General features: G+C 32.4%; 10 protein-coding genes. All 10 read right to left on the reverse strand.

What is annotated here, in order from left to right:
* Window positions 1–52 precede the first annotated feature (52 nt).
* A complete protein-coding gene (locus tag BUE10_RS17205; protein ID WP_073487074.1) occupies window positions 53–799 on the reverse strand; it encodes a LamG-like jellyroll fold domain-containing protein in 747 nt (248 codons plus the stop codon).
* A gap of 3 nt (window positions 800–802) precedes the next feature.
* The gene (locus BUE10_RS17210) at window positions 803–1,252 is read right to left on the reverse strand and encodes a hypothetical protein (protein WP_073487076.1); all 450 of its coding nucleotides are present in this window, start codon (window positions 1,250–1,252) and stop codon (window positions 803–805) included.
* Between the two features lie 79 nt (window positions 1,253–1,331).
* Window positions 1,332–3,068: a BspA family leucine-rich repeat surface protein gene (locus BUE10_RS17215; protein WP_073487078.1), complete on the reverse strand. Its 1,737-nt coding sequence runs from the start codon at window positions 3,066–3,068 to the stop codon at window positions 1,332–1,334.
* Between the two features lie 220 nt (window positions 3,069–3,288).
* Window positions 3,289–5,004 carry an NHL repeat-containing protein gene (locus BUE10_RS17220; RefSeq protein ID WP_073487080.1) on the reverse strand — a complete coding sequence of 572 codons (1,716 nt, stop codon included), beginning with the start codon at window positions 5,002–5,004 and terminating at the stop codon, window positions 3,289–3,291.
* A 42-nt stretch (window positions 5,005–5,046) separates the two neighbouring features.
* Window positions 5,047–6,324 carry a leucine-rich repeat protein gene (locus tag BUE10_RS17225; protein ID WP_073487082.1) on the reverse strand — a complete coding sequence of 426 codons (1,278 nt, stop codon included), beginning with the start codon at window positions 6,322–6,324 and terminating at the stop codon, window positions 5,047–5,049.
* A 145-nt stretch (window positions 6,325–6,469) separates the two neighbouring features.
* Window positions 6,470–7,624: a DUF5977 domain-containing protein gene (locus BUE10_RS17230; protein ID WP_073487084.1), complete on the reverse strand. Its 1,155-nt coding sequence runs from the start codon at window positions 7,622–7,624 to the stop codon at window positions 6,470–6,472.
* 5 nt (window positions 7,625–7,629) lie between these two features.
* On the reverse strand, window positions 7,630–8,496 hold the full coding sequence (locus tag BUE10_RS17235) for a DUF5977 domain-containing protein (protein ID WP_073487086.1): 867 nt from the start codon (window positions 8,494–8,496) through the stop codon (window positions 7,630–7,632).
* A 78-nt stretch (window positions 8,497–8,574) separates the two neighbouring features.
* On the reverse strand, window positions 8,575–8,943 hold the full coding sequence (locus BUE10_RS23710; protein ID WP_083598139.1) for a tail fiber assembly protein: 369 nt from the start codon (window positions 8,941–8,943) through the stop codon (window positions 8,575–8,577).
* A 24-nt stretch (window positions 8,944–8,967) separates the two neighbouring features.
* A complete protein-coding gene (locus BUE10_RS17245) occupies window positions 8,968–10,113 on the reverse strand; it encodes a gp53-like domain-containing protein (RefSeq protein WP_073487088.1) in 1,146 nt (381 codons plus the stop codon).
* Between the two features lie 88 nt (window positions 10,114–10,201).
* A complete protein-coding gene (locus tag BUE10_RS17250) occupies window positions 10,202–15,979 on the reverse strand; it encodes a vWA domain-containing protein (protein ID WP_073487090.1) in 5,778 nt (1,925 codons plus the stop codon).
* Window positions 15,980–15,992 lie beyond the last annotated feature (13 nt).

Below are 15,992 nucleotides of genomic sequence, written 5' to 3' on the forward strand. Positions count from 1 at the left end.
TATTCAAGGACATTTTCTTAAGAATGAAAAGGGATTTACTGTATTTTATTTTTTAAAAAGGAAAAGATATCCCATTTCCTGAATTATACAGTTTACTAATATCATCTTGATTTAATACTCTATTCTTCCAAATAGCAAGTTCCTCAACATATCCAACATGTCTTAAAGTTGATGATAAAGTCCAGTTAGCAGTACCAATTCGGGTTGTACTGTTACCTATATTCATTCCTAAATATTGACCAATACTTGTATCGTTTATTGTTTGACTTATTGAATTAATGTATATTTTAGTTCCAGAAACTGTTTTTGAACCATTATCAGTAACTACGATATGGTACCAATTATTTAAAGCAATAATTCCATTTGGAGTTATTGCACTTTGATAAGCTGCATTTGATCCACTTGAGAATTTAGTTAATGTTGCAGCTCCATAAGGGGTTAAATGTATTTGCCATTCAACATCTGCGGAATTTTTTCTTTTATTTATAATCCAGTTGCCTGTTGTTGAAAAATTAGATGCATAAAACCAGAAAGAAATAGAAAACGGAATATCCACTCCGTTTCCTGATGTAAAACTAAAGTTTGCTGTATTTGGAATATCAACATAAGCTAAATTTGATAGAGGAAAATTTATTGCACTTCCTGTTTTTCCCATAACATAGTTTGTATTTGTTGCTGTCCCATTTGGAGATAGACCAGTAGATTCAGCAACATTGTCATTAAATTTATAATATGCGACTAAGTTATTTACCAATTTATATTTTTTTCCAAAAATAGTATTCTGTAATAAGCTTCCCATAACTTATACTCCTAATAATAATACACTATTTGTACTACCTCTTTTTGTGAAAGTGAAAATTTGTTTTTCAGCTGTTACAGAAGGAGTTCCAAATAACCATGTATGAGGTGTTGTAATTGCCCAGGTTACGTTTACTCCAGGCAGTGTAATACCGTTAAAAATGAAACTTGCTGGTAAAGATGCAGGAACTGTAATTGTACAGCTTGTTGTGAAAAGGATTGTTTTTCCATGCCATGAAGAAGGAATAGTTTGACTTGTAGCTACTTCAACCTGATTAGCAATATCTTGTTTGTTTGATAAATCGATATTTCCGCTTCCTACAAGGGATTCTCCGTTGATTGTTTTAAGATTGCTAAATTCCAATTCGCCAAATCCATTAGTTATCAAAGTTTTATTTGATTCATTTTTTTCTAAATCGGCTACCTTAATTCTGTTGTATTTTGTTGTGATCATTTTTTGTTTTTATTTATTGTGATTAGATAGATTTTTGAAATTTTTATGGAGTATGATATTTAAAGAAATTATATATCATTTATATTCCTCCATCTGTTATTGTCCAATTGTTTGGAGTTCCAGTTAAAATTGCTTTTCCAACAGTAGATGCTGATGTTCTTTTTATTGTTCCAAATTCTAAAGCAAGATTCGGTTTTACACTTGCTAAGACACTCCATCCGTTATAAATTGCATCTAAGTTTGAAGATGAAAAATTTGATGGATTTTTACCATTCATAAAACCTGTGAATACAGTTACATTGCCAATATTCCAGGATCCTATATTTTGATTAAATGCCAATGCATTAAGGAACATTTGGGACATATTTGTTACTGATGAAACATTCCAATCGGTCAAAGGTTGATTAAATACTTTTGTACCTGAAAACATTTGAAACATATTTGTTACTGCTGAGACATCCCAATTGTTTAAAGGTTGGTTAAATGAATTATTGTTAGTAAACATTTGAGTCATTACAACAGGCTCTGAAGTTTTTAATATCCAATTGTTAATTGTATCATTGCCACCGTTATTAAATGCATGTGTCGTAAAGGTTGAAAACATCAAAGAAAAATTAGTTACATTACTAACATTCCATGTTCCTATATTTTGATTAAATGAAATTGCATTTTGAAACATATTATTCATGGCCGTTGCTGAACTCGTATTCCAGTTTCCAATGGACGAGCTTCCACCGTTATTGAAAGCAGAAGCCAATTGAAACATATTAGCGAAATTAATTACACTACTTACATTCCAGGCTCCAATGTTTTGATTGAATGGTGTATTTTGGAACATTCCACCAATATTTGTAACAGAGTCGAGGTTCCATAAATTTATTCCAGGATTTCCGCCATTATTAAAATTACTGTTTCGAAACATTACAGATGCATTAGTGACTTTTGACATATTAAAATTACTTATGTCTTGATTAAATGGTGTCTCAGCAAACATTCCTGAAGTAATAGTGACATTTGAAGTATTCCAAAGATTAAGCGGTTTATTAAAAGATGTCCCATTAAGAAAATTTAGCAAAGTAGTTACTGCCTGAACATTCCAATTGTTTATAGGTTGATTAAATGCAGTGGCATTTGCAAATGTTTGCGACATTAATACTGATCCACTGTTTTTAATAGTCCAATTGTTTATGTCAGCACTATTGCCGTTATTAAATGCAGCAGCTAAATAGAAAGTTCCACTAAAATCAACAACGTTAGAAACGTTCCATGCTCCAATATTATCATTAAATAATGAACATCCATAAAAAGTCATATTTAATGAGTAAATGTTTGAAGTATCCCATTTGTTAATATTATTAATAGTTGTTAGTGATGTACAATTTCTAAAACTATTACTAAGAGATGTAGTTTGTGTTAAATCCAGAACATCTCTAACATTATTTAATGTAAGATTAGCGCATCCAAAGAAATTACCATTTCCCAATTTAAATTTTCCCCAGTTTATAATAGAGATTAACTTTAATACATCTGTATTTACTCCTGAAAAAAACCATCCAGTACAAATTCCTGATATTTTAATTGTATAATCGCCAGCAGAAGAGTAAGTATGAGCGACTTGTGGTTGATTCCAAGTAGTTATATTATTTGTAGTTCCGTCTCCCCAATCTACTGTAAAATTATAGACTCCTGGCGCCCCTAAAGGCAGCTTTATTTGATTTGAAGCACTTGAACCTGTAGAGGTATTTGAAGTTCGCCAAGTAGAAATGAAAGAATTTTTAGTCCTTCCAAAAATTGTATTTTGTAATAAAGATCCCATGATGAAATAATAAGTATAAAATGTTGTAGTGCTGGTTCTTGTGTAAAAAGGAAATTTGCTTTTTCAATTGTAATTGAAGAAGTATTCATTAAAGAATTGTATTATCGTGTATGCTGCATTTATTACTGTTATCTCATCATTTTGTCTCTTATTATAATTTAATAAGATGATGGGAATTTATATCTTGCATCATACGTAAGTTTTACATTTTAGTAAGTAGTTAGTAAACAATTTTACGATCTCCAGTTGCCGTTTTGTATTCACATCCTACTGGAAGACCTGCGGCAATGGCTGTAGAGTTATCTGCATAAGTTGGCATGTTTAACCAAACTAAGTAGCCATTTTCATCAATGTAACATCTTAATGTTTCGGTTTGTAAATTTGTTCCTGATGCTGTTTTTTGACCTGTTATAAATTGAATTCTCGATTGACCGGTGCCTTTTCCAATTCCAGCTTTTTGTTTTAAAATTCCTCCGTTCAAATTAGGTAAGCCAACTGAATTAATATTGTAACTATAGATGTCTTGTGAACCATTTGATGTATTCATCCAGGCTGTAAAAAGAATTGTTTTGTAAAATGCTAAACTTCCGCAGGCAAATCCAAAAGAAGCATTTTGACTTATCGCAGAGCCAGAACCATTCGCAAATTTATAGAGACCAGTTCCTGATGAACAATACAAATCTCCTGCTATTCGATCCCAAACAATTCCGTTCCAAAGTAGTAAAGTACTATCCATTTGAACAAAAGTGCCATTACTATTAGTCTGTTTGTATAAATATCCGCTACTTCCTCCTAAAAATGTACTTCCTCCTTCTGCAGCATAAATATTATTGTTTAAATCTGAAGTTAATGATATATAATTACGAGAAGTTTCTCCAATGTCTACAAAAGAACCAGTACTATTTGTTTGTTTATAGATTTTGCCACCTGTCCCAAAAGTACAGGCATAAATATCGTTGTTAGGTGTAATCGTAATTCCAGTGCCATAAAACCCAGAAGGTAATGATGCATATAAAACAAAGGCACCGACACCACTTGTTTGTTTAAATATATTTCTCGCTTGATTAATGTAATAAACATCACCATTTGGGGACTCACAACCTCCCCACATATTATTTCCAGTGGCTAAACCTGTAGCATAAACTGAAAAAACACCAGAAAGCCTATCTAATTTATACATAACTGTTCCTGCACATGCGTAAACATTGTCAGAGTAATTGGAAGAGAAAACACTACTTGGATAGGTTGGAAATCCTGCAGACATTTTTCTTATACTATTATGTCCTTGAGAATTACTTGCATTACCTCCTTTTAGAATAAAATCTGTTCCATCAAAACCCGAAGAAGCTGATTCAGAGCCAATACTGTTTTCTCTTTTTATAGAATTAAATTGTAAATCTAATTCCGCAACCTGATAATTATCAATTAAAATTTTTGAACCAGTGTCTACAATTCTACTATTACCTAAAGAGGTTCCACTTGCGCTATATTTAGGAATAAAATTGGAGCTTCCAGTAATGTCTGATGTTAGTAATACGGTACCGTTTTTATCTGGTAACGTATAAGTTCTTGATGCTGTATTTGCATTCGTAAAAAATGAAGTAAAAGTATTTGCAGCATTTCTTAAACCTAGTTTGCCAGCAAGGAATGTTTTAATTCCCGATACAGTCTGATCGTTAGAAATTCCTAAATATAGTGTATCAAAATAAGTTTTAAGAGTGTCTTTAATGTTATCAATTAAATCTTTTAAAACTTTACCCTGTCTGGCATCTAATGATTTACCTTCCTGAGTATAATCTAACGCATTATAACTATCAGTTTTAATATTATTAACATCATTAAATTCTAATTCACCACTAGAGTTTGTAGTTAAGATTTTGTCAGGTTCATTTTTTTCTAAATCAGCTACTTTTATTCTGTTATAATTTGTATCCATGTTATATGATTTACTAAATATTTATATATTGATTTTATCTTGTTATGAAATGTAATTGACTGATGCTCCTCTGGAAGAGATAGCATATTGAAGATCACCATCTGGTAAACCGGAATTGCAGGTTTGTAAAAATGCATTTACGGTTATGATACTGCCAGTTTTACATAAATAAAAAACAGAATTTTGAGAAACATTCGGTCCTAATTGTCGGCATTTTGGGAAATAAAAATTTTTAATACCATTAGCATCTGCATAGAAAGCAGAAACACTGGTTATAGCTGTTAAATTAGGAAAAGATAGGGTCGTTAAATTTTCGCAATTTCGCCCAAAATAATCGGCATTAAAAGTTATTAAGTTAGGCATTTCAAAACTTGTAACAGTTGATGTGTCTCTTATAATATTATTACCATTAATCTTTGTAATTCCATAAAATTTTGCCCATTGGATAGTGGACTGATTAAATGCATCGTTACTGATATCAGAAACAAATCCTCCAATAGAATCATCATAATATGTAATACTTTTTTTAAATTCAAATAAAGAAAGTTTCAATACATAGTTATCAAGAATTTTAAACCTGATATTACTGCCAATAATTTGAAAATTAACAATTCCGCCAGAACCAATCCCGATCGTATTAGCCAAAATACTTCTGGAAGTGACAATATTTGCAACGTTACCAATTTCAGTATTATATGAATTGTCAGGAACGTAGCCAATGTAATTTATAGTTGTTTTGCCAAGGCGTGAGTCAGTCAGTTCAGAATGAGGTTTTCCGTTATTAATAGTCATTAATGACAAAGGAACATTGATCGTATAAATACCGTTTGGTGAAATAAAAGAATTAATGGCAATATTAGTTAACGAAGGGAAATTTAAAACACCTGTTCCTTTTAAAAAGGTAAATGAATTTGTTTCAACAGTTGTGCAATTTGGAAAATTTATATCAGCAGAAATTTTCGATTCCTGAAAAGAATACTCTTTAATAGTTGTAACGTTTGGAAAGTTGACTTCGGTTAGGTTACTTGTAAAACGAAAGGCTTGACTATTTATAGTGCTAACTAATCCTTCTTTATCATTATATGATGTAATTTTTGAATTACTATGAAATGCTCCAGACGGAATTATATAAGTTCCGCCAATAATGGCACATTCAATATTGTTGTCTGAAATGCGGAACATTTTAATACGGTTTGCCGAAATACCCAATTTAGCTGCCAAAAGTGCCGGCGTAGTAATTATATCGCCTATACCGCCTATGTATGTATTTATTTTATAATTGGATTTTCCAAAAATAGTATTTTGTATTAGTGAACCCATTTAATTTGATTTATATTGATAGCATTTTTGATTCCAAATCCGGCATTATAAATTCGATTCAATTTTTGAATTTAAAATCTGTTTAATAAAATTTATGAAGCCGAATTTGAAAATGTTATAGATTTAAGAATAAAAATGTTCTGGTTTATGGATTTGAATTCCCTTCTCCCTCTTTATAATTGTGAGTTAAAATTCCATTTGCGAAATAGGTATGAAATGGATTCAATGTTAAAGGAAATATTCGTCTTTTCTCTAAATTAATTTTAACTGATGTAACCGGAATTATTTCATTGTTAATAGAGTACAAATTATCTCCAACCTGAATGTCTCCAAGAGAGATAAATCTCCACAAACCATCACGTTGAATAAGCTGTAAGTGAGTTGGAGTAGCCTCTAACAATCCGTCGTTTACAATTATTGTTTTGTAAGCATCTTTTTGCGTCAATTTAGTAATTGGCGATGTTATTCTTCTTTCTAATAAGGAGTCAGAAGACCATTTATATAACTCACTAGCATTATTGGTATCAATTAATGTTTCAATTTCGGCAGAAAGAAGCAGTTGTTCCAGATGTAATTCTTCAATAGCTTTTTTAGAACCATCTGGAAGCGTAATCAATGTACCTTCAACGAAACAGCTTCCGCCGCCGCCTGGTCCTCCTGCAGAACTATCACCTGTTGTTTGATAAGTGACATTACTTGGTGTTGACAAACCTGCATCGCTTCTTGTTACAACCTTATAATAATAAGTAGTATTGGCTGCTAGTGAGGTATCTGAAAATGATTTTAGGTCTGGAATATTTATAGATCTGTATGGTAACCAATCACCATTTAAATCAAGAGTTCTATATAATTGATACCCTGTAATTTTTACATCATCATGTGGAACAATCCATGATAAATTTATGGTCATTCCGTCACTTGAAAGACTGCTGGAGATAATTGGGGTATTAAGTATACACGTCCCTAAATTATTGGCATAGACTTGAGCATTTTCTTCCAGCCAGGCAATAGCTTGGTTATTTGCGTCAGTAATACTAATATCAGATACAAACTGATTTGTATAAGCAGTGAGAGTAATTTCAGTACCAGCTTCACCCACAGCGCAGCTGTTTTTTGTTACAGTTTTAGTTTGTTCTGTATTATAATATCGTGCACTAGGAGGACAGTTTGTTGTATCTAAAAAGGGTGCAATATAATCTGGATCTGTTACCACATTTGGTTTTGTATCTCCAGTAGAAGAGCCATCGTCTTTATAGTATCTCTCTAATAAAGTAAAAGATTTATATCCTGTATTTGCCATGTTGTTTAATAAGTTATTACGACTTTTGCTGTTGAAGAGTCCACATTATATGTAATATATCCAATGTTTGTAACCTGATTTACATCGTTTACCCAAGTAGGAGGTTGAGGTATATTTTTAGAAAAATTGAGTTGTTGTATTTGAGAGCCATCTACGTTAATAAAATCAAATCCTGATTTTTCCATAGTTCCTCCTGAAAAAGTTGTTATCTCAATATCTATGTTTCCTGTTCCAATTTGACCATACCATGCGCCAGCCATTCTAACCGGAATCGATTTTAATGAATTATTATCAGAAGTCAGTTTGTCGAAATTAATCAAGCAGGCCTCGACACCATTATTTTCTCGATTATCTCCTGCATACATAATATATGATTCAGTAACTATATTGTTGTTTGGTAACTCAGTTCCATGACCGTGACCAAATCCCATATATTTGTTATCCCACTGTGTTCCTGTACTGACAAATCCTGTAAAAGTATCTAAATCTCGACCTGCACCTAATGCCCACTTGTATCTGATTACCATGTAATCGAAAGACTGTAATGTAGTTGGTGGTTCGATTACACATGAAGGATTTGCACCACGCCAAGCCGTTTCTCTAATACTGCAAATTCCTTCATTGTTGGCATAAGCCTGTACATTCGCTCTAAGCCATGATTCGGCTTGTTCATTTGCATCTGCTATACTTTCAGTAGATACAAATTTATTTGCACCAGCAGTTAAAGTCATAAGATTTCCAGCTGTTTCTTTCGAACAATCATTCTTTTTAACCGCTAATGTTTTTTCTGTATTATAAAAAACCACCTCACCTTCTATAGGAGTGTAATTATCTAAATAATTAAAAGGTTTATATGTTGTATTTTCTTCCATACATTATGTTTTAATAAATAATAATGTTGTCTTTTGTTTTCTAAAAACCATTAGAAAGTCATTGAACAATTGTTTTTATTATGATGGTTGTGTAGGCCAAACAATAGACGTTAAGTCATCGAGACTAGTTAAATCCCTTAATGCTTGTCTGTAGTTTTTCCATTCTGTTTTTTTCTGTTTTGAAAGAGGAGAATCACCTAGTTGAGTCCAGTCACTATTAGTTAACAATGTATCTCTGGTTGTTCTTAGATTTTCTAAAATAGTATCCTCGTTCTGTACGAAAGCAGAAAAGGTATGTTTTCCATCAATTACCTTGTAATTTTTAGATAACGCTTGCTGCCATTCTTCTGTAGTTAATTCAATATTTGGCTGGGGAATATTTTCATGAATCCCTTCAACATAAAATCCTGTGTATTCTCCAACTTCGTTGTATGTTCCTTTATACATAATTTTTTTATTTTAAATTTTAGATTAACGTCCAATTGCAAACATGAAACCGTAGTTACCGTCAATAATCGCTTGATATGATGTTTTTGAAAGATTAGCGACATGGTTAAAACCTTTATTTCCAGAAGAATCTCTAATAGTAGATAAAACGACACTAAATGCTCCCACTGGCCAGGCAAGAGGAAAACTGTAGCTTACACTTCCTGACGTTAAATAAGCCCATTGTAATATTAACCCGTTACTAAGTTTTTGATAACCGCTTGTTGTTAACATATCAAAACCAGAATGTCCTGCGTCATAATCAGAAGCTGTAGAGGTAGAAACCGAGCCATCTGCCATAAGATATTGGTTAGAAGCCCCGCCAGTTTTAATGAAACTTTTACTTTGTGTATCTCCGGTAAAAGTTTTATTTCCATCAATACTTTGATTTGTTTTTAAATCAACATATTTTGATTTTAATTGTTGATCATTCAATGATATTGAACTTGCAAACCAATAATCTACTTCAATGTTACGGTTGCTTATTGTTTCAGAAAATGTAATGACATTGGTCCCGTCAACTATTGAATAGTCTTTATCTTCTCTAAGTAACTGCCCATTTTTGTAAATTTTCACACTGTATTTTAGAGGCTTGTTTTGCAGCGCAATAGTATCACTGCTAAAAACATCGGCACTAAAATTTTCTTTAAACGGAATAGAAGATTTTCCATACATTGAATCAGAATCTTCCAAAATTGGATTCATGTTCTGATACCAATAATTGATTTCAATATTTCTGTCGATAATTCCCTCAGGGAAACTAATTTTTGCAAGATCATAGTCTAATACATAATCTTCATCTTCCCCTAATAATTGTCCGTTTTTGAATACTTTAACGCTGTTTTCAATAGGCGGATGTTCTAATTCGATTAATGAGCCGGTGAAATCATCTTGATACTCTTTTAAAGGGAAGTAACAGTTACCGGATATAATTCCTGAATTTTGAAAAACAGATCTTAAGAGTGCGGGAGTAATATAATGTTCGTTAGATGTACCAGTTTCAACCATTTGAAAATCGGCTTTGTCATCTTGTCTGTGAACGAAATTGTCAAAAATTTCGACGAAATCAGCATGTGACGGAATATCTCCATTATTGAATTTGCTGTGAAAGTCATTTCTGCTTGTTGCCATGTTATTTAATTTTATTTCTTGCTTTAAATGTTTGTTGAGTAAAACCTGATTTAAATACCAATGAGGTTAGTCATTGGTATTTCTTGGTTTAAAGAGTTAGAATTTTTTCTTCGCTGCTGAACATGCCTGATGAGTTTTCAGAAATTACTTTGAAGTGATGGTAAATTCTTTCACCATCTTCATTTTTAATTACTAATTGATCTGTTCCCAGTTTAGTTTCCTGCAGAGGTAAATTCACAATAATTTCATTAGATGCTTTCTCGTGAATTTTCTCCCAGTTGCCTTGGTTATTCATTTTATACAAATGATATTTACCATTATGAACTGTTTTTTCCCAGCTAAAAATTACGGGTTTAAAGATTTCTCCGTTTGCTCCGGTTTCGATTCCCGAAGCTTCTAATACTGGAGATTCTGGCGAAACATTATCTGCAATTATAGTAGCCGTAATTTTTGATGGCTGCGAAGGAGCATAATCAATATTAACGATTGGGTTTAATTCAGTCGAACTAGAATCTTCATATTCGATTTCTCTTGAAACCGTAATTCGGTAAAAAAGACCATCTCCAAACGGAACAGATTCCAAATCTTCAAATTCGTCATAAACCGTCCAGACATTATCAAATTCATTAGACAAAGTTTCTTCATCAATTAAAACTTCTTTAACCGGAGTCATTGTTCTTATCGATTGTGCTTCCTGCATTGATTTAGCACGATAGATATTAATTTTCTTAATGTTGGATGTCGGGAGATAAGCATTTAATTCAAACTGAATAGCCGGTTTAATCCCTAAAACCTGATTTTCAAGAATTGGCATAATTCTCTTTATTTCCGGCATTTTAGGCGGAGTTGAAGAAACCAATTTAACAGGCCCTAAAAGATCACTAAATTGGCTGAAATTCATTTTAATGTCCATTTCGCGAACAGCGTAGAAATAAATACTCTGCGAATTTCCATCAAGATTAAAATCGGTGAACTGCGTAATATTTTCAGTTTCGTTTAAGATTTTCATCATTGGAGCAATGTCAAAATCAGTATCAGTTGGTTTTAAGGCATGACCATTTTTATCTTTAATAGTTTGTTTTTTATTAGTTGGAGTATACGTTTTTCCTTTAATGTGTTCATAAATAACCGGTACTTCTGTTAAAGGAACAAAGGCTGACTGAATAGCTTCTTCGATAAAATGGATAGCCAACATATCTGATTCAAGCTCCTCACCTTTAAGAATTAAGATTTGATTTAATGAAGTTAAACTATCAATTTCTAAAGCTTCAATTACAGGTTTTTGTGTCTTATTATGCCATTTAATAAAATCGTTAATCAGATTTTTTAATTCTTCATTATCTGGTAATGGGAAACCAAAGCCTTCAGGATCATTTTGCGGAAAGGTTTTATACTGACCATCTGTTTTAAGTTCATTAAAGTTTAAAAAGTTTTTCCATCTGTCTCTAAAATTTACTTCATCGTTTCCGCCAAGTTTTTGTAGTTCTTCACGAATCGTTTTTATAGTTTCTCTTTCATACAGAACATTTAAGAAGCTTTCTTCATTGGCTCTGTAATGCAATGCTCCATAAGGTTTGCGGTCTTTTTTATATCTTGTTGTAAAAGTGAAAGTCGAACGATTATAAAAATCAGGTCTTGTAGCATAATAACTCTCGCATTTTACCTCTTCTGGTTTTTCTGGTTTTTCAATTTTAACAGCATACATCGGACTAGGAATACTAATCTTTGATTTGTATTTCAAATTTGGTCTTACAGCACGTGTGCTGATTCCGAAAATAGAGTAGTGTGTACTTTCATTTGCTCTTGGCTGAATATTTTGTTCATTAATTCCAGATGCAGAATCTGCGTACAGGTAAACTCTGTAACTTGGATAATAATTTACATCTTGATTTCCAACAATGATTTCATCATAATCAGGATGTATTGTCTGATCTATGAAATTACCCAGTTTAAAGTCAGTATCATTTATAGTTAAAACTAAATCTCCAGTTAAATCTTCTTTTTCAACACGAACAACTTTAAATTCTTTTCGTGATTCTACGTGGATTGTACTTCCAGCTTTTACAGAACTTTTTCTAAACAAACGGACAATACCATTAAACCATTCTACTGAGTTTTCGTTTCCAGCTTTATATTGAGGATGTTGAGGTAAATTAAAACCAGGAAAAGTGATTTTGTATAATCCCAAGTGCTTCTTATCATCTTCTGCTAATGGAATAACATCTTCGTTTACATCTAATTTATATGACCCATCGGCATTCATTTCATAAGATTTTTCTAAAACCCTCTCAATTACAGCTGGTTTCCAGAACCCTCTAGTTTTTTCCAGTTGTAAATCTTTTGTATTGTTACTTTTGGGCTGAATAACTTCACGATGAATCTCATTAAGATAAGCTGGGTATTCAACTTTAAAATCAATTCCCGGTTTATGCCAGTTACAAGATGACTGCATATTTTGTACAAGAGTACACAATCTGTTTTCAGGCATCTGAATTGATTTAATTTGATCAGAATCTATCGTGGCATCTCCATCAGCATGAACACTGTCGCTAACTTCTTTTTTCAGGACTTCAATTAATGCATAATCAAATACTTTATCAAGACCTACTGTTTTAGTAACAACTTCGATGCTTTTTACAATATAATTTTGATCTCCAATAGTCAGGATTCCTCCATCATACTTTTCTTTGTTGTCATCTGTTAATGAGATTTTAATTTCCTGACCACTGCTTAAGACTTTATATTCTTTAATTTTAACAATCGAAGTTAAATTATCTGTGCCATTATCAATAATGTCATCAATAGCAGCATATTCAACTTCTGGAAGTCCATCTTTGTAATACAGTTTAAAATGATCTGCAAATATTTCTTCACTATCAGGATAAATACTGTTTACGTCAGTTTCTGCTGTTTCAGCAGACATATCTGCAGGAAGAGTATAATTTGTCAATTCCTGAGCGGAGTAATAATCAAACAATATTCTAACTAATGTTTTATCAGTTCCTGTAATCTTGCCAAGACGTTCTTGTTCAGAAGCTGAAGTAAACATTAAAGGACTTTCGTCTGTAATTAAAAGTGAGTTGATATTACTTGGCGGCATTAAATTGTTTGCCGGTTTAATATCTGATTTAATACTTATTTGTCTTCCTGTTGTTGCTCTGGAGAAAATATTAATACCATATCCCTGGTAGATATAATTTTTTTCGCCTACTTCTTTCTGACGGATATTTATAATCGATTTTCCAGATTCAGGAATAATAATTGGTACAGACTCATAATTCGATTCTTCAAGATTTTTATTGACATTTTTGTATTCTACATCATGTGATAATTCCGGTTTTACCCAATTGTCATCCAACTCTTCAACTTTATAATCAACTCCTACGTAAACAGGAAATGTAAAAGTACTTCCATCATATTCTTCTGGAGATTTAAAGAAATCTTTATCATCTTCACTAACGTCATAATCCATGACATCATCCATAAATAAACTTACGTATCTTTTCTTTCCATCAAAACTGTATCCTTCTGGATCTGTAATATTTGCAGTCTGACTTTCATCAGAATCCATATTTAATCCCGGAACAATTTTATTTAACTGCACAGGAAGAGACTGACGTTCTGTGTTTAAAGATGTTGGAATACTCATAGAAAGATGCTGTCTTTCTTTTGCTCCAGCGCCGTCCAAATCACCCAAAGTTGTATATTCTGTTAGATAAACAAATTCTCCAGATAAAACTTCGTCATCCATGTCAATGCATCCCAAACCTAACATACGCGCAATATGATAATCATTTGCTGCAATGTTTAAAAGATCCAAATAAGATACTTCGGTTAAGTTTTCAGCGTATTCTTGAGGTTCACCGTTTTTGGGTTCATTTACAGGAACACGATCACCAAAAGGAATATCTTTACTAGCAGTTGGGTTATTTATATCTTTACTTAAAAGGATATATTGATTAAGGATTTCTTTAATGTTGTGATCAGTAATGTCACTTGTATTCGTTGGCCTATTCCATTTATGCTTATAATTAGCAATATTTACATAGTCATCTTCATTATACTTTAACCATTTTCCGTGAACGGCATTTAGTTTAGGTTCTAATTGTTCAAAAACTTTAGTGTCGTCATTGCTTAGTGCATACTTTCCTTTTAAAGTCCAGTCTCCAGTTGTATTTGCCTGCGTGATAAAATCTGAATAAAACTCAAAACTTATTGAATGTAAAAGACATTTATCAACTTTCAATCGGATACTTTTTCCGTTTTCAGAAACCAAACGAATATTGTCTATTTGAGATGAAGAATACGTTTTACGATTTGAAACTCTTTTTTCTGCAATAAAATTATTTTCGGCAACAGATAAAGTTTCTAATCTTACTTTGCTCGAAGTGTTTACAGATGAAAAGTTCAATTCAGCAGCAAAAAATAATTCAGATTTATTTTCAATTTCGATCAAATTATTTCCATACGCCTGAATAAAATCAGCAGGATTAACCAGCGGATCTATAGCAAGTTTAACCGATTTATATTTTGTTATATTATGAAAAGTGACATAAATTGATCTTGTTGAATTGGCAGGTTTATAAATCCATAATGCTTTTTGATTATCAACAACATTTGGTTTTTCACTTAAATCTAAAACATGAGTTTTCTTGATGTAAGGAGCTCTGTAAACTTTTACGAAGTCATCAGGTTTATTGTGATTTAATATATCACCTGTATATAAATCCCCCTTTGGAAGATGTTTTTCTCCTAATTTTCCAGTAAGCATCCAGCGAAGGTGAATTCCTTTTGTACTGTCAACTCCTCTCGATCCGGCAGCTGCAATTTGCAAATAAGTAGACTGCAGATTTGTTTTTAAGTTATCAATATCAATTACAGCAGATCCTTTACCAACATTAAAGTTAATGCTGAATCCGGCATTATTTTTAACGTTGTCCAGAAAAATTGGAGCCGTAGAATTTCCAAGAGTTAATGGTTTTCCTTCAATTAGAATCGCAGCATCAACCTGAGCCGATCCAGGAATTGTAACAGCATTTTGAAACCTAAAAATTAAACCATTTAAACTGCTTTTTTGATGAATTCTTGTTCCTGCACTTAATGTAAGCGGAATGCGGCTTTTGTTTCTAAGAGTTAAAGTTCCGGCTGCTTCCTTTACTTTTTTGCCTTTCTTTAAAACTGGGTAAACAATTTTATTTTCAATAATACTTACATTCGAAATACAGCCCGTTTGAGCATTGTTCAAATCAGTAATAAGTTGATTTAATTCTGCCTCTAAAGTGCTGAAATCAGTAACCCTAAGGTAATCTGAATCTAAAGCAGTAAGTTTATCTGATTTTAATTTTGGCGTTCTTCCCAAAAACGTATTTAACGGAGTTGTTAACTCATTTTCGCTTCCAATTTCACTTGTAACACCATAAACAAAAACCTGCGATTTTAAGTTTAACTCTGTGAATATATCTTTTAAGAATTGAGAATTGTTTACCTGAACACCATCTGTTACAACAAAAACAATATCAGGAGTAACAGCCAGATTCCTGACTTCATTTAAACCAGAAGCCCAATAATCAGACTGAACAGTAACTCTGCCTTGACCAAATAAAGTGATCCAGTTTAAAAAGTCCTGTTTGTTATCTGCAATTTTTTTCTGGATAACATTATCGGGTCTAACAGCAGTATCGCTGTTAGACATTCCGATTAATGAAAGTGTGATGTTGCTTTGGGAGTGAGAATTGATAAATGAAGTCAGCCCGCCTCTAATTTGCTGTGCTTCATTGGAGCTAATCGAACCCGATTCGTCAACAACGATTGCTATATATTTTTCGCAGCCAGAGAGTTGGCTTTCCTGAAGATTTATAGAACTCATTTTTTTCTTGTTT

The organism is Flavobacterium sp. CF108, from assembly GCF_900129795.1.
Classification (GTDB): domain Bacteria; phylum Bacteroidota; class Bacteroidia; order Flavobacteriales; family Flavobacteriaceae; genus Flavobacterium.